At 66.7% G+C, this 21,169-nt stretch carries 21 protein-coding genes; 13 read left to right on the plus strand and 8 right to left on the minus strand.

Going from position 1 to position 21,169, the window contains the following annotated elements:
- Positions 1–19: 19 nt before the first annotated feature.
- Positions 20–721 carry a hfsB gene (locus tag ACORJG_RS05150; protein WP_427792143.1) on the plus strand — a complete coding sequence of 234 codons (702 nt, stop codon included), beginning with the start codon at positions 20–22 and terminating at the stop codon, positions 719–721.
- Between the two features lie 61 nt (positions 722–782).
- Here the strand turns inward: ACORJG_RS05150 and ACORJG_RS05155 are convergent, their stop codons facing one another.
- A complete protein-coding gene (locus ACORJG_RS05155) occupies positions 783–1,553 on the minus strand; it encodes a tRNA1(Val) (adenine(37)-N6)-methyltransferase (protein WP_427792145.1) in 771 nt (256 codons plus the stop codon).
- 142 nt (positions 1,554–1,695) lie between these two features.
- Here ACORJG_RS05155 and ACORJG_RS05160 point away from each other — a divergent pair, with 142 nt between their 5' ends.
- Positions 1,696–2,670 (plus strand): polyprenyl synthetase family protein, encoded by a 975-nt coding sequence (locus ACORJG_RS05160; RefSeq protein ID WP_427792970.1) that lies wholly within the window; start codon positions 1,696–1,698, stop codon positions 2,668–2,670.
- A complete protein-coding gene (locus ACORJG_RS05165; RefSeq protein WP_427792147.1) occupies positions 2,670–3,083 on the plus strand; it encodes a hypothetical protein in 414 nt (137 codons plus the stop codon). Before ACORJG_RS05160 ends, ACORJG_RS05165 begins: the two co-directional genes overlap by 1 nt.
- Before the next feature lie 4 nt (positions 3,084–3,087).
- On the opposite strand, the gene ACORJG_RS05170 is transcribed toward ACORJG_RS05165, so the two are convergent.
- Complete coding sequence (locus ACORJG_RS05170) at positions 3,088–4,293, minus strand: pyridoxal phosphate-dependent aminotransferase (protein ID WP_427792149.1); 1,206 nt, start codon at positions 4,291–4,293, stop codon at positions 3,088–3,090.
- A 122-nt stretch (positions 4,294–4,415) separates the two neighbouring features.
- Here ACORJG_RS05170 and ACORJG_RS05175 point away from each other — a divergent pair, with 122 nt between their 5' ends.
- The 8 genes from ACORJG_RS05175 to ACORJG_RS05210 all read left to right on the plus strand — a co-directional run bounded on the left by ACORJG_RS05175 (position 4,416) and on the right by ACORJG_RS05210 (position 12,482).
- Entirely contained in the window at positions 4,416–5,138 is a 723-nt protein-coding gene (locus ACORJG_RS05175) for a TVP38/TMEM64 family protein (protein ID WP_427792150.1), read from the plus strand.
- 13 nt (positions 5,139–5,151) lie between these two features.
- Positions 5,152–5,769, plus strand: a complete 618-nt coding sequence (locus tag ACORJG_RS05180; RefSeq protein WP_427792152.1) for a glutathione S-transferase family protein — start codon at positions 5,152–5,154, stop codon at positions 5,767–5,769.
- Positions 5,770–6,021: 252 nt separating this feature from the next.
- On the plus strand, positions 6,022–7,062 hold the full coding sequence (locus ACORJG_RS05185) for a rod shape-determining protein (RefSeq protein ID WP_003168146.1): 1,041 nt from the start codon (positions 6,022–6,024) through the stop codon (positions 7,060–7,062).
- 117 nt (positions 7,063–7,179) lie between these two features.
- On the plus strand, positions 7,180–8,313 hold the full coding sequence (gene mreC, locus ACORJG_RS05190) for a rod shape-determining protein MreC (protein ID WP_427792154.1): 1,134 nt from the start codon (positions 7,180–7,182) through the stop codon (positions 8,311–8,313).
- Positions 8,314–8,333: 20 nt separating this feature from the next.
- Entirely contained in the window at positions 8,334–8,828 is a 495-nt protein-coding gene (locus ACORJG_RS05195) for a hypothetical protein (protein WP_427792972.1), read from the plus strand.
- The gene (gene mrdA, locus ACORJG_RS05200; RefSeq protein ID WP_427792156.1) at positions 8,825–10,822 is read left to right on the plus strand and encodes a penicillin-binding protein 2; all 1,998 of its coding nucleotides are present in this window, start codon (positions 8,825–8,827) and stop codon (positions 10,820–10,822) included. The genes ACORJG_RS05195 and mrdA overlap by 4 nt, the downstream gene beginning before the upstream one ends.
- Positions 10,819–11,976 carry a rod shape-determining protein RodA gene (gene rodA, locus ACORJG_RS05205; protein ID WP_427792158.1) on the plus strand — a complete coding sequence of 386 codons (1,158 nt, stop codon included), beginning with the start codon at positions 10,819–10,821 and terminating at the stop codon, positions 11,974–11,976. Before mrdA ends, rodA begins: the two co-directional genes overlap by 4 nt.
- Positions 11,977–12,005: 29 nt before the next feature.
- The gene (locus tag ACORJG_RS05210) at positions 12,006–12,482 is read left to right on the plus strand and encodes a DUF6173 family protein (protein ID WP_427792159.1); all 477 of its coding nucleotides are present in this window, start codon (positions 12,006–12,008) and stop codon (positions 12,480–12,482) included.
- A 63-nt stretch (positions 12,483–12,545) separates the two neighbouring features.
- Here the strand turns inward: ACORJG_RS05210 and pip are convergent, their stop codons facing one another.
- Positions 12,546–13,508, minus strand: a complete 963-nt coding sequence (pip, locus tag ACORJG_RS05215; protein WP_427792161.1) for a prolyl aminopeptidase — start codon at positions 13,506–13,508, stop codon at positions 12,546–12,548.
- 41 nt (positions 13,509–13,549) lie between these two features.
- The gene (locus ACORJG_RS05220) at positions 13,550–13,918 is read right to left on the minus strand and encodes a DUF423 domain-containing protein (RefSeq protein WP_427792163.1); all 369 of its coding nucleotides are present in this window, start codon (positions 13,916–13,918) and stop codon (positions 13,550–13,552) included.
- Between the two features lie 49 nt (positions 13,919–13,967).
- On the opposite strand from ACORJG_RS05220, the gene ACORJG_RS05225 reads away from it, so the two are divergent.
- Entirely contained in the window at positions 13,968–15,137 is a 1,170-nt protein-coding gene (locus tag ACORJG_RS05225; protein ID WP_427792165.1) for an MFS transporter, read from the plus strand.
- Here ACORJG_RS05225 and ACORJG_RS05230 read toward each other — a convergent pair.
- The 3 genes from ACORJG_RS05230 to ACORJG_RS05240 all read right to left on the minus strand — a co-directional run bounded on the left by ACORJG_RS05230 (position 15,123) and on the right by ACORJG_RS05240 (position 18,789).
- A complete protein-coding gene (locus ACORJG_RS05230) occupies positions 15,123–15,734 on the minus strand; it encodes a hypothetical protein (RefSeq protein ID WP_427792167.1) in 612 nt (203 codons plus the stop codon). The genes ACORJG_RS05225 and ACORJG_RS05230 overlap by 15 nt on opposite strands.
- Before the next feature lie 133 nt (positions 15,735–15,867).
- A complete protein-coding gene (locus ACORJG_RS05235) occupies positions 15,868–18,312 on the minus strand; it encodes a tipN (protein WP_427792168.1) in 2,445 nt (814 codons plus the stop codon).
- A 285-nt stretch (positions 18,313–18,597) separates the two neighbouring features.
- Positions 18,598–18,789, minus strand: coding sequence for a hypothetical protein (locus tag ACORJG_RS05240; protein ID WP_427792170.1), 192 nt, complete (start codon positions 18,787–18,789; stop codon positions 18,598–18,600).
- Between the two features lie 161 nt (positions 18,790–18,950).
- Here ACORJG_RS05240 and ACORJG_RS05245 point away from each other — a divergent pair, with 161 nt between their 5' ends.
- Positions 18,951–20,429: a phospholipase D-like domain-containing protein gene (locus tag ACORJG_RS05245; RefSeq protein WP_427792172.1), complete on the plus strand. Its 1,479-nt coding sequence runs from the start codon at positions 18,951–18,953 to the stop codon at positions 20,427–20,429.
- Here ACORJG_RS05245 and ACORJG_RS05250 read toward each other — a convergent pair.
- Positions 20,414–21,169, minus strand: coding sequence for an endonuclease/exonuclease/phosphatase family protein (locus ACORJG_RS05250; RefSeq protein ID WP_427792174.1), 756 nt, complete (start codon positions 21,167–21,169; stop codon positions 20,414–20,416). The genes ACORJG_RS05245 and ACORJG_RS05250 overlap by 16 nt on opposite strands.

The following is a 21,169-nucleotide window of genomic DNA, read 5'->3' on the forward strand; positions in this document are numbered from 1 at the left end:
GGCGCACGTAACGATTCGCATGGTCGATCTGACGACGGAAATGGCGGGACTGTGGGCGGCGCTGGGGCCAGCGCCGGCCCATCGCGGCCGCGTGATCCTGTTCGCCGCCGCCCAGACGGGCGAGGGCGTCTCGACCGTCGCGCGTGAGTTCGCGCGCATGGCCGCCGTGCGCGGGCGGCGGCCGGTGTGGCTGGTCGACGGCGACCTCAGCCAGCAGTCGCAGTTGAACCAGGTCGGCGCCGAGCCTGAGCGTTTTGGCCGTCTGGGGCCGTCAGTGCAGGCGTCGCCGGACGGGTCGGCCTTTTATGTCGTGACCCCCCCGATGCGCGGGCGCGACGGCAAGCCTGTGGCGCCGGGTCAATTGATGACGGCCAAGGCCTGTCTGGGCGGACGTCTCTACGTCACCCATTTCCATAATGAGGTCCTGCGCGCGGGGCAGAGGGTGGAGGCGGTCAATGATCCGCGTTACTGGACGCGTTTACGCGCTCACGCCGACACCATCATCATCGACGCCCCGGCGGCGGACCGCAGCGATATGATCCTGACGCTGGCGCCGCTGGTGGATATGACGGTTCTGGTCGTGGCGGCTGAAACGACGGATGCTTCCGGCCCGGTGGCCCTGCGTGAAGAGATCAACGCCCAGGGCGGCCGCATTGCGGGCGTGGTGATGAACCGCTCCAAATGGCAGCCGCCCGCCCTGTTGAAGCGGTTTATCGGCTAGATTCGGCGTTTGGTCTCGCGATGGGCGATCTTACACCCTGAGCGCGCCTGGTTTTTCAGATTTAAAAACCCAGTCCGGCCTCGCCGCGCAGGATCGCTTCGGCCTGTGCGCTGTGCTTGGAGCCATCGCGGTTGTGCAGGATCAGCGGCGGCAGCAGGCGCAGGGGCGCCTTGCCGGTCTTGATGGCTTGAACCAGCACGCGCTTGGCCGGTTGGTCGGCGTAGGGGTGGATCGGGCGGATGGCGAAGGAGCCCGCTTTGGGCGACAGCAGGCTCAGGATGTCGGCCAGGCGATCGGCGCGGTGGATGATGACGATGCGGCCGCCTTCGCGCACGGCCTTCAGCAGGAAACCGGTCCAGGCGGCCAGTCCGTCGTCGGCCATCCAGGCGCCGAGTTTGCCTTCGGCGGGCGCGCGCAGGGCAGCGGGGTCGTCGAAGAAGGGCGGGTTGCTGACGGCCCAGTCGCAGGGCGGCAGGTCCAGGGCGCGAAAACCGCGCGCCACGTCGCCGTCCACGATCGTCGTGTCGGCGGCAATGCCGTTCAGCGCCGCGTTCTGACGGGCGAGGGCGGCGGCGGCGGCGTCGCGCTCCAGTCCGATCAGTTGCATGCCGGGGCGGCGGGCGGCGACCTGCATCAGCACGGCGCCCGCACCACAGCCCGCCTCGACCAGTCGTTCGCCCGGACGGGCCTCGACGGCGGCGGCCAGCAGGGCGGCGTCCATGCCTGCGCGATAGCCCTTTGTCGGTTGGCGCAGGCGGACGCGTCCGCCCAGAAGGGCGGATTCGGTCACATCTGCGGCGACAGTGAGGGATGACTCGGCTTGACCCATCATGGCGCCGCCACCATTGTGCGCCGCATCGCGTCCGGGCAAGCGGATGCGTGTGAATTTCGGGCGAATCTCCCCCTTCGCCCCTGTGCTGAAAGAGATTTCCGTGGACGCAGCTCTCGCCGTCGCTCCCCGTCCCAAGGGCGATGTGGACGCCCTGGTTCATCTGGCCAAGGACGACATGGCTGCGGTCGATGCCCTGATCATCGCCCGGATGCAGTCCGATGTGCCGGTGATCCCTTTGTTGGCCGAGCATCTGGTGTCGGCGGGTGGCAAGCGTCTGCGTCCCCTGTTGACCGTCGCGGCGGCGCGGGCGGTGGGCCAGACCGGCGCCATCGAAGGCCCCAAGAAACTGGCCGCCTCGGTTGAGTTCATCCACACCGCCACCCTGCTGCACGACGACATTGTCGACGGTTCGGAAATGCGCCGGGGCAAGGTTGCGGCGCATCTGATCTGGGGCGCCGCTTCATCGGTGCTGGTCGGCGACTTCCTGTTCGCCCGCGCGTTCGAACTGATGGTCGAGACGGATTCCCTGCGCGCTCTGGGCATTCTGGCGCGGGCTTCGGCCGTGATCGCCGAGGGCGAGGTGCTGCAACTGACGCGCGCCCACGACCTGAACCTGGATCTGGACACCTATCTGCAGATCATCCGCGCCAAGACGGCCGAACTGTTCGCCGCCGCCGCCGAGTCCGGCGCGGTCGGGGCGGGCGCGACCGATGAGCAGGTTAAGGCTCTGCGCGACTACGGCATGGGTCTGGGCATCGCCTTCCAGTTGGCGGACGACGCATTGGATTACGGCGGCGCGACCGAGACGCTGGGCAAGAACGCCGGCGACGACTTCAACGAGGGCAAGGCGACCCTGCCGCTGCTGCTGGCCGTTCAGCGCACCAAGGGGACAGAGGACCTGTTCTGGGATCGCGTCATCACCAAGGGCGACCGCCAGCCCGAGGACTTCGAGCGGGCGCGGCAGTTGATCGTCAGCAGCGGCGCTGTCGAAGCCACGCTGGATACAGCGACGCAATACGCTGACCGAGCCAAGGCGGCCCTGCAGGTTCTGCCCGCCGGGCCGTGGCGCGCGGCGCTTGAAGCGTTGGCTGACTTCGCCGTCAGCCGGGCGACCTGATGCTGGCGGCGCTTCTTGTCGCCGGGCAGATGGCCGCGCAGGAGCCGCCGCGCTTCACCCTGACGCCGGAACCGGGTGACGCCCTGAGGGCTGAAGTGTTTCGTCTGGAGCCGGGCGATCCCGGTCGTCAGGCGCGCGCTCTGCTGGGCGAGGATATGATGCGGGACGACGCCGAACTGGCTGTGCGTTCCGTGCCGCCGATCATCATGCTGTATCGTGAGGGAAGTCTGCCGGATGGCCCGATGGTGCTCTACGCCGGGCCGGGCGTGGATGGAGAGCCGGACGCCGCCTGCCGCCTGTCACGCATTGCCGGAGGCGTTGTCGATAACTCGCACCGCGCGTTCGCCTGGTGCAGCGGCTTCATCCTGAAAACGGCGCCGACGTTGAATATTCCGCCGGCGCCGGTTCACTGAGGTCTTATTTCAGGCTGGCGCAGAAGCGCTGGATGCGGGTGCAGGCTTCTTCAAGCACTGCGTCAGAGGTGGCGTAGCTGATGCGGAAATAGGGGCTGAGGCCGAAGGCTGCGCCCTGGACCACGGCCACGCCCTCGGCGTTCAGCAGCTCGCTGGTGAAGGTCTCGTCGTCGGTGATGACCACGCCCGACGGCGCCGTCTTGCCGATCAGGCCCTCGATCGACGGATAGACATAGAAGGCGCCTTCCGGCTTCGGACAGCGGATGCCGTCGGCCTGGTTCAGCATGGAGACGACCAGGTCGCGACGCTTTTCAAAGGCGGCGGCGCGAACGGGCAGGAAGTCCTGCGGGCCGTTCAGGGCCTCGACCGCCGCCCACTGGCTGATGGAGGAGGGGTTTGAGGTCGTCTGGCTGGCGACCTTGCGCATCAGGTCGATCAGCGGCTTGGGGCCGCCCGCATAGCCGATGCGCCAGCCGGTCATGGCATAGGCCTTGGACACGCCGTTGCAGGTCAGGGTGCGATCATAAAGGTCCGGCGCGACCTGGGCCATGGTGACATAGTCGAAGTCGCCATAGACGAGGTGCTCATACATGTCGTCGGTCAGGATCCAGACCTGCGGATGCTTGCGCAGCACGGCCGCCAGCGCTTCCAGTTCGGCGCGGGTATAGGCGGCGCCGGTCGGGTTCGACGGCGAGTTCAGGATGATCCACTTGGTCTTTGGCGTGATGGCGGCGTCCAGCGCCTCGGGGCGCAGCTTGAAGCCGTCGGCTTCGTGGCCGATCACGCTGACCGGCTCGCCGCCCGCCAGCAGCACCATGTCGGGATAGGACACCCAGTAGGGCGCGGGGACGATGACTTCGTCGCCGGGGTTCAGCGTGGCGACCAGGGCGTTGTAGATCACCGGCTTGCCGCCCGAGGCGACGTGGATCTGGTTGGTCTCGTAGGTCAGGCCGTTTTCACGGGCGAACTTGGCGACGATGGCCGCCTTCAGCTCGGGCATGCCGTCGGCGTCGGTGTATTTCGTCTCGCCGCGATTGATGGCCTCGATGGCCGCCGCCTTGACGTTGTCCGGGGTGTCGAAGTCCGGCTCTCCGGCGCCCAGGCCGATGACGTCGCGTCCCTGACGTTTCAGTTCGCGCGCCTGTGCGGTCACGGCCAGGGTGGCCGAAGGCTTGACGCGGGCGAGAGAGGCGGACTGAAGGCTGGACATGGCTATCCCGTCTGGAGGATGTGAAGAGAGCCGGGGAGGCTGCGACTTGATACGCAACCCCGCAGGGCCGCACAATGTTTGTGCGCGTCCCGGACGATCAAAAGGCGATTTGGGCGAAATTTATGCGGCGGGTCGTCGATTTTCTGCTGAACATGGAGGCCAGACGGTGGCGCGCCCTGGCCGTGACCCTGCTGCTGCTGGCGGGAATCATCGCCCTGTTCGCCGTGGGCAAGACGCAGCTGGCGCTGGGGGCCGAGGATCGGCTGGAGCACTGGCTGGCGGGGTATCGCGTCGGGCCGTGGGGGCTGGTCGCTGCGATCGTGGTCTTCACTCTGGCGGCCTTCATCGGCGTGCCGCAGTTCCTGCTGATCGCCGCCTGCGTGGTGGCGTTCGGGCCGTGGTTCGGATTTCTCTATAGCTGGATCGCCACCATCGCCTCGGCGGCCGTGACCTATTGGCTGGGGCGCGGCCCGACCGCCCGCACGCTGGAGCGATACGGCGGCGGGACGGTTGAGCGCATCCGCAGGTTCGTCGGCCGCAACGCCTTTTCGGCCAGCTTTATCATCCGCAATGTGCCCTCGGCGCCCTTCATCGTTGTGAACATGGCGTTCGGGGCGGTGCGCGCCTCGTTCCCGGCCTATCTGGCGGGGTGCGCGCTGGGGGTTCTGCCCAAGACGGCGCTGGTCGCCTTCTTCGGCGGGTCGTTCATGGCGGCGGTCAGCGGCGACGGGGTCTGGACCTCAGTGATCCTGGCGGCGGTGGCTGCGGTCTGGCTTGTATTGATGCTGGCGGTGCGCGAGTGGGTGAAGCGCCGCGAGGCCGCCCGCAACCTGTCAGTTGATTGATCGGAGAACGACCATGCTGAAGCTGTATTATTCCCCCGGCGCCTGCGCCATCGCCTCGCACATCGGACTGGAAGAGGCGGGCGTCGACTATGAGGTCGAAAAGATCGACCTGCGCTCGGGTCAGCAGCGGACGCCTGAATATCTGGCGATCAATCCGGCGGGCGTGACCCCGGCGCTGGCGACGTCGCAGGGCGTCATCACCCAGAACTCGGCCATTCTGGCCTATGTGGCGCAGACGCATCCGAATGCGGGCCTGGCCGATCTGAACGATCCGTTCGCCTTTGCCCGCCTTCAGGCCTTCAACGGCTGGCTGGCGTCGTCGCTGCACCCCGCCATCGGCAAGGCTCTGTTCTCCAAGCCGCCGCTGGAAGGCGAGGCGAAGGACGAAGCGGTGAAGATCGCGCTCGAAAAATACGATCTGGCCGAGAATCACTATCTCGCCGGTCCGTGGGTGATGGGCGAAGATCATTCGATGGCGGACGGCTATCTGATGGTGTTCACACGCTGGGCGCGTCAGGCGGGTCTGCTGGACGCAGCGCGTTTCCCGAAGCTGAACGCTCACCTCGACCGTGTGCAGGCCCGACCTGCCGTGCAACGTGTGCTTGAGGCCGAAGGCATCGCCGCCGTCTGAGCGCGCTGTCGCAAAGCGGGGCAGGAAAACTGTCACAGCAAGGCTTCCAAGCCTTGCTGTGACAAGCCTGTGATCGAGAAGCCATAGGCGCTTGCAATCCCTGCAGCATGAGGGCAAACGGGCCTGTAGTCGGCTCGGCGAAGACGGTCAGGACGGCTTTGCGGTTACGCGAAGCGGGGGTAGGGCGTCGCCACAGCGGACGAATATAATTCACGCCCTTGCAGGCCCGAACTAAAGCGGTAACCGACGCCCATGCTTTCACCCCTCTTCGGCATGATTTCCAATGACATCGCGATGGATTTGGGTACGGCCAACACCCTGATCTACATGCGCGGCAAGGGGATCGTCCTGAACGAGCCGTCGGTCGTCGCCCTGCGCAACGTCGGCGGTCGCAAGATCGTCCACGCTGTCGGCCTTGAGGCCAAGCAGATGTTGGGCCGGACGCCCGGCCACATGGAAGCCATCCGCCCCATGCGCGACGGCGTCATCGCCGACTTTGAAGTCGCCGAAGAGATGATCAAGCACTTCATCCGCAAGGTTCACAACCGCAAGGGCTTTGTGAACCCGAAGATGATCGTCTGCGTCCCCTCGGGCGCCACGGCGGTTGAGCGTCGCGCCATTCACGACAGTTGCCTGAACGCCTCGGCGCGTCGCGTCGGCCTGCTGCCTGAGCCTATGGCGGCTGCGATCGGCGCCGGCCTGCCGATCCATGAGCCGACCGGCTCGATGGTCGTCGATATCGGCGGCGGCACGACCGAGGTGGCCGTGCTGTCGCTGTCGGGCGTGGTTTATTCGCGTTCGGTGCGCGTCGGCGGCGACATGATGGACGACGCCATCATCGCCTATATGCGTCGTAACCATAACCTGCTGATCGGTGAGACGACCGCCGAGCGCATCAAGAAGGACATCGGCACCGCCCGTGTCCCGGCTGACGGCGAAGGCCTGTCGATCGAGGTCAAGGGCCGCGACCTGATGCAGGGCGTGCCGCGCGAAGTGAAGATGAGCGAGCGTCAGGCGGCGGAAGCTCTGGCCGAGCCGGTGGCCCAGATCGTTGAGGCCGTGAAGGTCGCTCTGGAAGCCACGCCGCCGGAACTGGCCGCCGACATCGCCGACAAGGGCATCATGCTGACGGGCGGCGGCGCGCTGCTGCGCGGGCTGGATACCGAAATCCGCGACCACACGGGCCTGCCGGTTCAGGTGGCGGACGATCCGCTGTCGTGCGTCGCCATCGGCTGCGGCAAGGTGCTGGAGCACCCGTCGTGGATGAAGGGCGTCCTCGAAGCATCGCTCTGAGGCTGACTGTTCTGACGCAGGCGCCGTAATCCTGAAAAGGGCGGATTCCTGTAACAGGTTTACATCTTCGACGGGCTGAGGCCCGTCGATTCCTACGCTCTAGCAGGAAGGCTGGCCGTGGCGTTTCGCGACGGACCGTTCGAGAATCTGAAGGTGCCGCTGGTCTGGACCGCGGCGATCATGGTCGTGGGCGGCATCATCGCAGCGATCATGCTTCTGCTTGTCGACAAGCCGCAACCTGCGGTGGATGAGCTGGATCCGCCACGCGCCGGGTTCGACCGTGTCGCCGGGGCCGGGACCGGGGTTTTGGCCGCGCCCGTCCGTTGGTCGGGCGATGCGGTCGATTACGTCAAGGGCTACTTCTTCGCCGTTTCCGAAAACCGCCGTCTGCGCGCGGAACTGGCCGAAATGAGCGGCTGGCGCGACGAGGCCCTGGCGCTGAAGAACATCAATGGCCGCTATGAACGGTTGCTGGGAATCCAGACCGAGCCGCCGATCGCCATGACGGCGGGCCGCGCCATCAGCGATGCGCGAGGGCCTTTCGCCCGTTCGCGCCTGCTGAACGTGGGCGCCGACAAGGGCGTGCGCGTGGGCAATCCTGTTCTGGGCGAGCATGGTCTGGTGGGCCGTATCGCCGGAGCTTCGGGTGCGCACAGCCGCATGATCCTGCTGACGGATGTCGCCTCGCGCATTCCGGTGCTGGTCGAGCGTACGGACGCCCGCGCCGTGCTGACCGGCGACGGCAGCCGCAGCCCGCGTCTCGACTATGTGCGGGGGCAGGGCTCGGTGCAGGAAGGCGACCGTATCCTTACATCCGGCGACGGAGGCGGTTTCCCGCGTGGCCTGCCTGTCGGAGTGGTGGCCAAGGGCGTGGACGGCACATGGCGGATCAAGCTGTACAGCGACCGCGCGGCCATCGACTATGTGCGTGTCCTGCTGTTCCAGGACTTCGGCCAACTGGCGGATCAGGATGCGCTGAACGCGCCGCCGCTGCTCAGTCTCAGCACGGCGCCGCCGCCGGACGCCGCGCAGGCCGCTGCGATCCAGGATGTCGCCACGCGCCGCGCCGCGGCGGCCCAGGTCGCGGCTGAGCGCGTGCGCGCCGCCAATGCCGCGCCGCCGCCTGAAGCTGCGGCTCGGGCCCAGACGCCGCCCCCGGCGCCGACGCGCGCTCCTGTGCGGCGGGCTTCGCCTGCGCCGACGCCCGCCGCGTCACAGGCCCCGGCCGCGCCTGATGGAGGCGGGGAGTGAGACGCACGATCACGGTGCGGATGGTTGGTCCGATGCAGTGGATCGGCTACCCGGCGCTGATCGCCGCAGTCTCCACCATCCTGTTCGCCATTCCCCTGCGCCTGTTCGGCATGACCCTGCCCGAACCGGTCTGGCCCATGGTGCTGGCGTTCGCCTGGCCATTGATCCGTCCGTCGATGTTGGCGCCTCTGGTGCTGTTCGGACTGGGCGTGTTCCTGGATTTCTTCTGGGGTGGTCAGACAGGGTTGTGGGCTCTAAGCCTGCTGCTGATCTACGGCGTCATGCTCCTGGCGTCGAAATATCTGGCAGGACAGGCGACGATCGTTCTGTTCGCACTCTATGTGGCCTCAACCGGCATGGCCTTCGCCGTGGCCTGGTTCGTCACCCTGATGGAGCTGGGCGCGGCCCCTCATTTTCTGGCCGTTCTGGGACAGATGATTCCGACGCTGCTGCTGTTTCCTCTGGCTCATCTGTTGATCGAGCGGTTTGACGACGCGGACGTCCGATTCCTGTGAGCAGCGAACCGAACATCTTCTTTTCGGACGTCAACGAGCGGCAGGGCTCCTTCCTGCGGCGCACCATGATTCTGGGCGCGGGGACGGTCATAGGGGGCCTGGCGCTGGTGGGCCGTCTGGCGCACCTGCAGATCATCAAGTCTGAAGAGTTCGCTACTCTGGCGACGCGCAACCAGTTCAACTTCCGTCAGGTGCCGCCGCCGCGGGGCCTGATCAAGGACCGCAACGGCGTGGTCATCGCCGGCAACCGGCCCAGCTTCCGCGTTTTGGTCGTGCGCGACGAGACGAAAGATCTGGACCAGACGCTGGACCTGTTGGGGCGACTGCTGCCCGACACTCTGGACCGTCGCCGCACCATCATCCGCGAGGTGAACGCCGCGCCGCGTTTCTCGCCGGTTCCGGTCAAGAGCGACCTGACGTGGGAGGAGTTCTCCAAGGTCAATCTGCACGCGGCCGAACTGCCCGGCGTCATGGCTGACATGAACGAGGCCCGCTACTATCCGCACGGCGGCGCCTATGCCCATGTGGTGGGCTATGTGGCCAAGGTGTCGGATCGCGACGTCAAGGCGATCCGCGACAAGGGCGAACAGCCCCCTGCCATCCTGTTCAACCCCGGTTTCCGCATCGGCCGTCAGGGCATTGAGCGTTCTCTGGATCTCGAGCTTCGTGGCGTGGAGGGCGGCAAACGGGTCGAGGTGAACGCGCGCGGTCGCGTTGTGGCCGAAGACATCGCCGGTTCACGACCCGCAGTTCAGGGCGCCGAGGTCGTTTTGACGCTGGACAACGATGTTCAGCAGCGCGCGCTGGAAGTCTTTGGCGAAGAGGCTGGGGGCCTCGTCGTGATGGATATCCGAAACGGCGACATTCTGGCCATGGTGTCGTCGCCGTCGTTCGACCCCAACCTGTTCGTGTCAGGCGTTCCAACCAGGGTCTATCGCGCCCTGGCCGATTACGAGCGTCGGCCGCTGTTGGACAAGGCGCTGAGCGGGACCTTCGCGCCGGGCTCGACCTTCAAGCCGATTGTCGGCCTGGCGGCGATGAAGCGTGGGCTGGATCCCAGTCGCCGGATCTTCTGCAACGGCAGCTTCTATCTGGGGCGACGGTTCGCCTGTCTGGGACGCCACGGAGCGGTCGATCTGCGCGGCGCCATCAAGGCCTCCTGCAACGTCTACTTCATGACTCTGGCCAGCGAGATGGGGCCGGACGCCATCGCCGAAACCTCACGCGATATGGGCTTCGGCCAGACCTTCGACATCGGCATTCCGGGCCAGAAGGCCGGACTGGTGCCGGATCGCGAGTGGCGGCGGAAGAATCCTGTGCGTGGCGACCCGAACTGGTACCCGGGCGAGAATCCCAGCTATGGCATCGGGCAGGGCGCCTTGACGGTGAACGCCCTTCAGCTTGCGGTCTATACGGCGCGGATCGCCAATGGCCGCAAGGCGGTCGTGCCTCGTTTGATCAAGTCGATCGGCGGTGTGGAACAGACCAAGGGCACCGCCTTCGCCGACCTGCCTTATACGCCCGAGATGCTGAAGGTCCTGCGCGACGGTATGGAGGCGGTGACGGCTGCGGGCGGCACCGGCTTCCGCAACAGCCAGCTGGGTCTGGGCACGGTCAAGATGGCGGGCAAGACCGGCACCGCGCAGGCGCGCAACTATGGTTCAGGCTCGCGCAAGGGGGCCGGGCGCCCGTGGAGCCAGAAGGACCACAACCTGTTCATCGCCTATGCGCCGACGGACAATCCGCGGTACGCCGTCTCGGTCATCGTCCAGCACGGCGGTCTGGGCGGAGGCACGGCCGGGGCGCCGCGCGCGCGCGAGGTCATGAAGGTCGCCCTGTTGAAGGACCCTGAAATCCGCGCCCGCATCGAATCGGCGGGTTTTGAGGCGCAGGAAGATGAAGGCGTGCGCGAGGCGGAAGCGCGAGGCGAACCCGCCAACGGCGGCGATGCTGCGACCCCGAACCCGCCCCCGCTGACGGAGCCGGGACAATGACTGCATCAGCCCTGACACGCCCTGGCGAACGCGACCGCCTTTCGACCAAGTTCGCCGAACTGGATTGGCGCATCATCGGCCTGCTGTGCATTCTGGCCGGGATCGGCACGGCGATGCTCTATTCGATTGCGGGCGGACACTGGCAGCCGTGGGCGGCCAAGCATCTCATCCGTTTCGGCGTGCTTCTGACGGGCATGATCGCGCTGGCCATGGTGCACCCCAAGTGGTGGTTCCATGCGGCCTATCCGGTCTATGGCGTCCTGCTGTTCATGGTGATGCTGGTCGAGTTCACGCCGCTGGGCTATGTGGCCGGCGGGGCGAAGAACTGGCTGCACCTGGGCTTCATCCGCATCCAGCCCGCCGAGTTCGTCAAGATCGGCCTCGTTCTGGCCCTGGCGCGCTGGTATCACGGCGCGTCGGCTCAAGATGCGCGCTGGTCGTGGAAACTGTTGATTCCAGCCGGGATTATTGGCGTTCCGTTCATCCTTGTCGCCAAGCAGCCCGATCTGGGTTCGGCCATGATCATCGGTCTGACCGGCGCAGCGATGATGTTCATGGGCGGTTTGAGCTGGCGCGTCATCGCTGCTGGACTGGCGGCGGCTGTGGCGGTCATTCCACCCTTCGTCATGTTCGGAATGCACGACTATCAGCGCAATCGGGTTCTAACCTTTCTGGATCCGGAGGCTGACCCGTCCGGCACGGGCTACAACATCATCCAGTCCAAGATCGCCCTGGGTTCGGGCGGGCTGATGGGCAAAGGTTACGGTCTGGGCAGTCAGAGCCAGCTTGAGTTCCTGCCTGAGCGGCACACCGACTTCATCTTCTCGACAGTGTCTGAGGAGTTCGGCTTCATCGGATCGTTCACCGTTCTGGCCTGTTACGTGGCGTTGATCCTGATATCGCTGCGCATAGCGGCTCTGTCGCACAGCCATTTCGGCCGCATGGCGACGGCGGGCATGACATCGTTTGTGGCCCTTTTCGTTCTGATCAATGGCGCGATGGTGATGGGGCTGGCGCCTGTCGTGGGCGTGCCCATGCCGATGCTGTCCTATGGCGGGTCGTCGATGATGACGGTGATGGTCGGCTTCGGACTGGTTCTCTCGACTCGGGTTCACCGCTACGCCGAACTGCCCAAGAGCCAGGGTCTGTTCTAGTCGAGGATGCGTGGAGTTAGGCTAAGGCCATGACCGTCCAGGCGCCTGACGCGCAAGCCGCCGAGATTCCCAAGGCTGATCCGGCCATGTTTTCCGACTGTGCCGCCATGCCCTGTCCGCAGCCCGTCCTGGCGGATCCCCGGAATGAAGCGGCGGTTCAGGCCGAGGGCGTGCGGATGCGCGACAATCCCGCGGAATGGGCCTTTGTCCGCCTGTCCAAGCTGATCGAGGAATTCGAGGCTAACCTCGATAAGGACGAAGAAATCGGCGCGCGCATGGTCGGCCTGCCGGGCGACGGCGCCATGCAGATCATGGACGTCGGCTTCTGGGGGCCGGACCTGATCATGTTCTTCGGCAGCAACGCCGACGGCAAGCCGGTGCGCCTGATCCAGCACTACAGCCAGATCAATGTGGTCCTCAGCGCCATGAAGAAGCCGGAAGAGCGCGAGGCGCGCCGCATCGGCTTCCAACTCAGCGAAATGGTCGAAAAGACCAATCCGAAATAGCGCTGTGGCCAGCCGACGCTTCGCTTGGATGCTGGGCGGCGGCTGGAGGTGGTGCAGGCTCGTTTAAAGCAACGCCGCCCAGTCTGTGGCGCGGATCAGGCTGTCGATGATGCCCGGCTCGGACGAGGCGTGGCCCGCGTCGCCGACGATGTCGAGCTTGGCCTCGGGCCAGGCGCGGTGCAGGGACCAGGCGCCCGAGATCGGCGTCACCACGTCGAACCGTCCCTGCGCAATCCAGCAGGGAATGTGGCGGATGGTTTCGATGTTCTCGAGAATCCAGTTCTCGCTGTCGAAGAAGCCGCCGTTGGTGAAGTACCAGTTTTCGATACGGGCGAAGGCCACGGCGAAATCAGGGTCGGCGAACTTGTCCGGCTTGCCGGAAGGGCCCTGGATGCTGACGGTGTTGCCTTCCCAGGTGGCCCAGGCGACGGCGCAGCGGTTGCGCTCTTCGACATCGTCGCCGGTCAGTCGCTTGTAATAGGCGGCCATCAGGTCGCCGCGCTCGGCCTCGGGAATGGGGGCCAGGAAGCCTTCCCACGCGTCCGGGAAGATCATCGAGGCGCCGTCCTGATAGAACCAGTGCAGTTCCTTCTTCGTCAGCAGGAAGATGCCGCGCAGCACCAGCGACAGGCAGCGGTCCGGGTGTTTGATGGCGTAGGTCAGCGACAGGGTCGAACCCCATGACCCGCCGAAGACCACCCATTTGTCGATGCCCAGTTTCTCGCGCAGGCGTTCGATGTCCGCGACCAGATCCCAGGTCGTGTTGTTTTCCAGCGAGGCGTTCGGCCGCGACAGGCCGCATCCGCGCTGATCGAACATGACGATGCGATATTTGGCCGGATCGAAATAGCGGCGCATCCCCGGATTGACCGCTCCGCCGGGGCCGCCATGCAGCACGATGACGGGCACGCCGTGCGGATTGCCGCTTTCCTCGTAATAGACCTCGTGAACGCTGTCGGTCTGCATCCAGCCCGAGGCGTAGGCTTCGATTTCAGGATAGAGGTCGCGGCGCGCAGTATCGGTCACGGAGACAGGTCCTTCTGGGGAACGAAGCGTCAGGGCGTTGATCAGGCCTTGGCGGATTTGGACGGGAAGGCGGCGAAGACCAGCAGCACCCATGCCACGATCATCAGCAGGCCGCCGATCGGCGCTACGGCGCCCATGATCGGCAGGCTCAGCAGTCCGACCATGGTCAGGGACAGGCAGAAGATCAGCCCGCCGGCGCCGCCCAGCCACCCGGCCAGTCGCAGCAGGCGCCCGGCGCCGAACAGGGCCAGCGCAGCGGTGAGTGCGGCGTGGACCATCTGATAATGGCCGCCGGTCGCCAACAGGTCCCTGATTTCGGGCGCGACCCCGTGGGCGGCGAAGGAGCCGATGATCACGGCCATGGCGCCGTTGAAACCAGCGAATGCGAGGAGTTTGCGGTCAGGATTCATATCAGGGTGTCTAGACTACAAAAACGGTGAAGTCTGCTATCGCGCGGCGATGAAATCCGCATCGCGCATGGCGCTGCAATATATCCTGCTGTTCAGCGCCAGCGGCGTGACCCTGCCGTTCGCCGGGCTGTGGTTCCGCGACCAGGGCATGAGCGGCGCACAGATCGGCGCCCTGCTGGCGATTCCCATGCTGGCGCGGGCGGTGACGGGACCGTTGCTGGCGGTCTGGGCCGATGGCTTCGTTTTGCGGCGCACGCCGATCGCCCTGTTGGGGCTGGTCATGGCGGTCGGCTATGGCGGCGCGGGTCTGGTCGAAGGATTCGTCGGCTGGGCCTTCTTCTGGTTGTTGGGCGCGACGGCGGCGGCGGCCTTGATCCCGCTCAGCGATGTGATGACCCTGCGCGTGGCCGGGCGTGACGGATTCGTCTTTTCCCTGCCGCGGGGTTGCGGCTCGGCGGCCTTCGTCTTCGCCAATCTGGTCATGGGTGCGTTGCTGACGCGGGTGTCGTCGGACGCGGTCATCGTCTGGGCCGTGGCGGCTTCGTTGCTGATCGCCATCACGGCGTGGCGCGTGCTGCCGGACGAGCCGGTGTCGCAGGGCGGTCCTGTTTCAGGGCTGGAGCGGTTCCGGGGATTGGGGCGGCTGTTGCGCCAGCCGGTCTTTATGGCGGCCATTTACGCCGTCGGCGCTGTTCAGGCGGCGCACGCCTTCTACTACGGCTTTTCCGCCATCGCATGGAGGGCGCAGGGGCTGGCCGAAAGCGTGACGGGGATGCTGTGGGCCTTTTCCGTCGTGGTCGAGATCGGCTTCATGTGGTGGGTCGAGCCGTGGCGTCGTCGCATCGGCGTCGGTCCCTGGACGCTGCTGTTCATCGGGGCTGGGGCGGCGGTTCTGCGCTGGAGCCTGATGGCCTTTGCGCCGCCGCTGTGGATGTTGATCCCGTTGCAGATGCTGCACGCCCTGACCTTTGCGGCCACCTATCTGGCCGGGGTGCAGATCGTCGAACGCCTGTGCCCGCCGGAAAGCCATACCGCCGCCCAGACGCTCAGTTCTGCGCTGTCGGCCGGTGTGCTGATCGGACTGGCGACGCTGGCCAGCGGGCCCCTGTATGACGCCGTGGGGCTGAAGGCCTATCTGGCGATGGCGGTTCTGGCCCTGAGCGGCGGTCTGGTCGGTCTGTGGGCGCGTGCGAAAGGGGCGGCGTCAGGCCGCGCTTGAGCGGGGCAGGGGCGACAGACGGCGCGCCATGGCCGAGGCGGCGGTCTTGACTGCGGTGCGCACCATCGCCTCGCTTTCGCCGTCGGGAATCCGCAGCAGGCCGATGGACGGCGAGTTCAGAGTGTCCGGTAGTTCCGCCAGAATGCGATAGAGGACGTAGCTTCCGGCGTCCTCTTCGGCGTCGGATGTGGCGATGGCGGAAACGCCCGCCTCCAGAAGATCACGCAGCATGTCGGCGACCGGCGCCGTGACGCGGGTGATGCCGGGATCGGTTTCATCCAGACGGCCCTGCGCCTCCAGACGACGGTTCTCGGCGCGCATCTGCACCCGCACCGGCCCAGTGTGGATGGTGCGTCCCAACAGCAGAAGAGCCGTGCAGTCTTCCTGCGTCAGAATCCCGGTAAGGGTTTCCACCAGTCCATCGGGGGCGGCGTCGCCGGGAATGGCCAGGGTGCGCGCGCCGGGCGGACACCAGGGCTCGCCCGACAGATCCTCGACCGGATCCCATGCCGTCCAGGACGGCTCCCAGGCGCAGATGATGATTCCCGGCCGACGATCAGCGCGCAGACCGGGAGGAGCGTTGGAAGCCTGGTCCATCAAGGGAAGAAGACCTCAATGAGCGCCGTTCGGGCGCGCCGTTCGGCGGACGGTGCGGTGAAAAGCGCCGACAGGTCAAGTATGTCGACGTCTGTCCTGTTGTGGGGGCGGCGTGAGCGCGTGGTTATGACGATCAGCCCAGATCGCCGACGGCGGCGTCCAGAAGCATGAAGGCGCGGCCTTCGTCGGTGGCCAGACGCATCTGCACATCCTCGGCGTTTCCGCGATCTGCCTGAATCTTCAGCCCGTGGGCGAAGGTGCGGACATAGGTTTCGGCGTCCATTCGCAACGCGTCGTCGGCCAGCACCCGGCGCGAGACGCTTCGCACGGCGGCGGGCGCCACGCGACGGACGATCTGACGCGCACGGGCGGGATCATGTCCGGCGAAAGCCTGCGCCGCCTCCTCGACGCGCGGGCGCGGGAGCAGGGCGTTGGGGTCGACCCCCATACGCCGGATGGCCGCCGTCACGCGACCGGCCAGGGCGTCGATTTCCTCGGGCGTGCCGATAGCGGCGTTCAACTCCAGCGGGGCGGCGGGCGCCTGTTCCGGCGGAACCAGATCGCGCCAGTTCAGGGCGTCGCCGATGCGTTCCGGCTCGGTCGACGGCGTTTCAATAGGAATGGGAGCCGATACAGACGGCGGGACGACCTCAGCCTCAGACGGGCTGTCCGAACGCAGTCGCCCGCGCAGCCCCAGACCAGAAGCGATGCCGGACACCAGCCCCGACGACGTGGGCGCCGGGCGAGGCGGTTCAGGCGTCGGCGCCGGCGCCTGAACAGGTGCGGCGGCGGGCGGGCGACGACGGGCGCCGCCATCGGCAGACACCACGCCCATCAGGCGCACGGCCTCGGTCAGCATTTCATAGTTGCGGCGCACCCGATCCTGGAACCCGGCGTCCAGCGCCTCGGTGTCCTCGGCCGCCTTGCGCGAGGCGGCGGTCAGGGCGTTCAGACCGTCTTCCACGGCGGCGCGCACGGAATCGACGCGGGCGCGGGCCTCGTCAGGCAGTCGGGCGGCGCGCTGATCCATGTCCGCCACCGCCTGTTCGATCGAGGTCAGGGCGTCGGTGACCTGAGCCAGCGTCGTCTGCAGACTGTCGACCAGCTTCTGGCCGGTCAGGTCGACCATGTCGGCGGTCTGGGCGACGATGCGGCGGGCGCCGTCGATGCGGGCCTCGGCGGCTTCGTCCGCCTTCTGCGCGGCGTCGAACAGGGATTCGCCCAGACGGTCGGCGCGGATCTGGGCCTGTTCGATCGCGGTCTGGGCGGCGGCGCGCTGTTCATCCGCCGTGGCCTGAAGCGCCTCCAGCGAGCGGCGCGTCTCTTCGACCAGCAGGTCGCGGGATTCGGCGGCCAGGCTCTCAAAGCGATCCAGCGACAGCTTGGTGGCGTGGTCGAACCCGTCGGCCTCGCGCTGGGACATCTCGACAAGCGCCTTGAACTGATCGAGCACGGCGTCGACCTGGGCCTTGATGGCGGCGACGGCGGCGCCGCCGCGCTGGCTGATGTCGTCGGCAGCGGTGCGCGTCTGCGACAGGTGATCCAGAAGCTGGGCGCGCTGGCTCTCGATCTGGGCCGAGAAGTCTTCCTGATCGGTGCGCAGGGCGAAGGCGGCGGTGACAAGGGCGGCGCGCTGTTGCCCGAGACCTTCCTCGACCGACTGAATCTGTTCGGCGACGCCGGAACCGGCCGTCTCCAGACGCAGGGTCTGGCGGGCCAGATCATCGGCAGCGGCGCGGGCGGCTTCCTGCGCTTCATTGGCGGCGGCGGCCAGATCGGCGGCGCGGGCGGCCAGTGCGGCCTCGGCTTCGCGCAACTGCGTCTGGGCCAGATCGGAGGCGTCGGCCACCATGCGCGACTGGCGTTCGACCGTCTCGACGACCGCCGAGGCCTGGCCTTCCAGCTTGCCGCCCAGCACGCCCATCTGCTCGCGTTCCTGCGACAGCTGTTCGGCCAGACGGCGCGCCGTGCCGCCCGCCAGTTCAGCAGCGTCGTTCAGCAGGCCGGATTCCTTGGCCAGAGCTTCGCGCAGGGCGGACAGGTCATTGCGCGCGCGTTCAGCCGATTGGGCGGCGCGGTCGATGTCCTCGCGCAGGGTGTTCAGGACATGACCCGCCTGATCGGCGGCCATCGCGGTCGGCGCGACCATGGCGTCGGCCATCTCGCGTGCGCGCCGCGTCTCCTGCGCCAGTCCGGCGCCCTGTCGGATGGCGTGGGCCAGCAGGATGAACAGACCCACCGGCGCCAGCAGGATCAGGACGTAGACCGCGATCCGCAGGGGATCGAGTTCCATCATTCCTGAGCCCAGTTCATAGGCGAACCATGAGGCCAGCCCGCCGATCCACAGGGCCGAGGCCAGCCCGGCGATCAGATAGACGTTGCCGCCGGCGTTCGGCGTCTTGGCCGCACGCTTGGCGCCGCGTTTGGCCGGGGGCGAGGCGGGCATGATGGTGGCGGGCGGGGCGTCGGCGGATTCAGCGAAAGGCGACAGGGCGCGTTCGGCCTTGTCAGCTTCAGCGGCGCGCTGTTCGGCCAGCGCCTGCTGCTCGGCCAGGCGGCGGCGCTGACGTTCGGACATGGGGCGAGACGGCGCTTCCGGCAGAGGACCTGGCGCCGCGTCATCAGGCGCTTCAACCGCATCAAACGCGTCAAAAGGCTCCGCATCCGGCGCGGCGGAATCGGGCTCGGTCTGGTTGAGCGGCGGCCGATGGCTGGATTTCATGGGCGTCGATCCCGATCACTGATCGCCGCCAGGGCGACGAAGGGCGCAAGCCTTGGACCCTAACGGCTGGATCGTGAGGCGAAAAGGCTGGAGCGCGGATTAGATCGCCGTTTGACGACCCGGATCAATGTGATCTGTGGATCAGCAGGTGGGAGGCGTGCTGACGTGAACGGCGGCGACGCCCGCAGCCGGGCGGCTTTCGCCGCAATCGCGTACGCGTTGAACCTCGCGGTCGGACTTGTGCGCAGGGTTCAGATCGACGCCGAATTGCGACAGCGCCGCTGCGGCGAGCAGGGCGATCAAACCGGCCAGCATCTCGATCAGAGCTTGCATCCCCTGATTGTGCCAGAAATCGGGCTCTTCCACAATGTGGCGATGATGGCGTCAGCCCTCATTGCCGGGGAGCGCGGAAAATGGAACGATCCGCACCGGCTGGCGTCTGAAGAGATCGTGACCACATCCCGTCGTCACGCGAATCAGCCATTGCGGGGGGTATGCGAGCAGACCAGTTCTATGACGGCAGCCTGCTGGAGACCCCCAACGGCGTTTGGCGGTCCGCGACGGCGCATCGGTTCGCGCCGTTGATGGAAAACAAGACCTATTTCGACGCCCTGGCTTCGGCGTTGCAGAAGGCCGAGCGCTCCATTCTGATCCTGGGCTGGCAGTTCGACCCGCGCACCCGTCTGGACCCTGAAAGCCCGCTGCTGGATCGTCGCGGCGAGATCGGTCACCAGTTGAAGGCGCTGGTGCGGCGCAAGCCCGAGCTTGAGGTTAGGCTGCTGATCTGGCGCTCGCCGCTGCTGATCGCCGCGTCGCAGGGCTTTTATCCGCACAAGGCCCAGCGTTGGTTCCGCGGCCGGATCGTCGAGTTCCGGCTGGACGGGCCCGGCCTTCTGGGCGCCTGTCATCACCAGAAGGTGGTGGTGATCGACAATCAGATCGCCTTCTGCGGCGGGGGCGACATCTCGACCGACCGCTGGGATTCCGAGGCGCACCTGTCGGGCGACCCGCGTCGGTGCGAGCCGACAGGCGTGATCCCTTCGCCCCGGCATGAGGTCATGTGCGTGGTGGACGGGCCGGCGGCGCAAACCCTGGGCGATCTGGCGCGCGAACGCTGGCGACGCGCCACGGGCGAGGTGCTGGATACGACCGTCTGGCGTAATCGCGACGCCTGGCCCGACGGGGTTCAGCCGACCCTGCACGACATCCCGATGGGCCTGTCGCGCACCGAGCCGCAGGTGCGTCGAAGGACAGAGGTGCGCGAAAACGAAACCTTGCACCTTGAAGCCATCAAGCGCGCAAAGTCGCTGATCTATATGGAGAACCAGTATTTCACTTCGCCCACGCTGGCGGCGGCGCTGGCTGAACGGCTGGCCGAGCCGGACGGGCCAGAGGTGGTGCTGGTGTCGACCGGACGCAGCCCCAGCTGGTTCGATGGCCTGACCATGGATACGGCGCGGGCGGAGGTGCTGTACCGGCTGGAGCAGGCTGATATTCACGACCGCTTCACCGCCTTCTATCCGGTGACGAAGGAGGGCGAGCGGATCATCGTCCACGCCAAGATGACCATCATCGACGACAAGCTGCTGCGGATCGGCTCCAGCAATCTGAACAACCGCTCGATGGGCCTGGATACGGAATGCGACGCCTCGTTCGAGGCCGGAGATGAGGCGCAGCGTGAGGTCATCCGCCGTTTCCGCCACCACTCGCTCGGTCACTTCATCGGCGTGACCGGTGCCGCCTTTGCTCAGGCGGAAAGCCTGATGGGCTCGATGGGGCAGGCGATCCAGACCTTCGGGCATGGACGGATGAAGTTGCTGGGAACGGCCAAGCCGACGCGGGTCGAGCGGATGTTCGCCGAGTGGCAGTTCGGCGATCCGGTCTCGGCGACGGACGCCTGGCGGCCGTGGAAGCGGCTGAACCGCTCACAACGCACCCGGCCGAAATCTGAAGGCGGTCAGGCGCCGGGCTGAGCGCCCGACAGGTCGATCTCGAAATCGAGGATGAGCGGCAGGTGGTCCGACGCCGTGCGCGCCATCAGGGACGAGGGCGCCTGAACGCCCGTCACCCGGATCTCGGGGCTGACGAAGCAGTGGTCGATGCGGATGGCCGGGAAGTTGGACGGAAAGGTCTTTATCGAAGGCTTCAGCGCCAGACGCCGCTGGGCGTCGTCCAGCCGTTTGGCCAGGGTCTGATAGGGGCGGGTGATCGAGGTGGCGTTGAAGTCGCCGGTCAATATGGTCGGCCCGGTGCAGGCGGGATCGCCCAGCCAGTCCTCGCCCATCAGGGCCTCCGTCTGAAGCCTCTGCTCGCGCGGGATCAGGCCCAGGTGGGTGTTCATGACATTGACGGTGACGCCGTCGAAATCGATCGCCGACCACAGGGCGCCGCGCGGCTCCAGCCCCTTGAGGCCGGGCATGGTGGGCAGGGCGGCGGCGCGCACCAGCCGTTCTGGCCGGGTGGTCAGGATGGCGTCGCCATAAAGCTCGGCCTCGACCGTCATGGCGGGGTGGAACTGCACGCTCATGGCCAGACGCTGGGCGATGACGCCGGCCTGATCGACGTGGCCGGTGCGGGCGCGTCCGACGTCCAGTTCCTGCAGGCAGACGATGTCCGGCGCATACTCGGCGATGACGTCGGCGATGCGGCCCACGTCCAGCCTGCGGTCGACGCCGACGCAGCGGTGGACGTTATAGGTCAGAAGTCTCGGCAT

Origin of the sequence: Brevundimonas diminuta, assembly GCF_050310045.1 — a bacterium.
Taxonomy (GTDB): Bacteria; Pseudomonadota; Alphaproteobacteria; order Caulobacterales; family Caulobacteraceae; genus Brevundimonas; species Brevundimonas diminuta_F.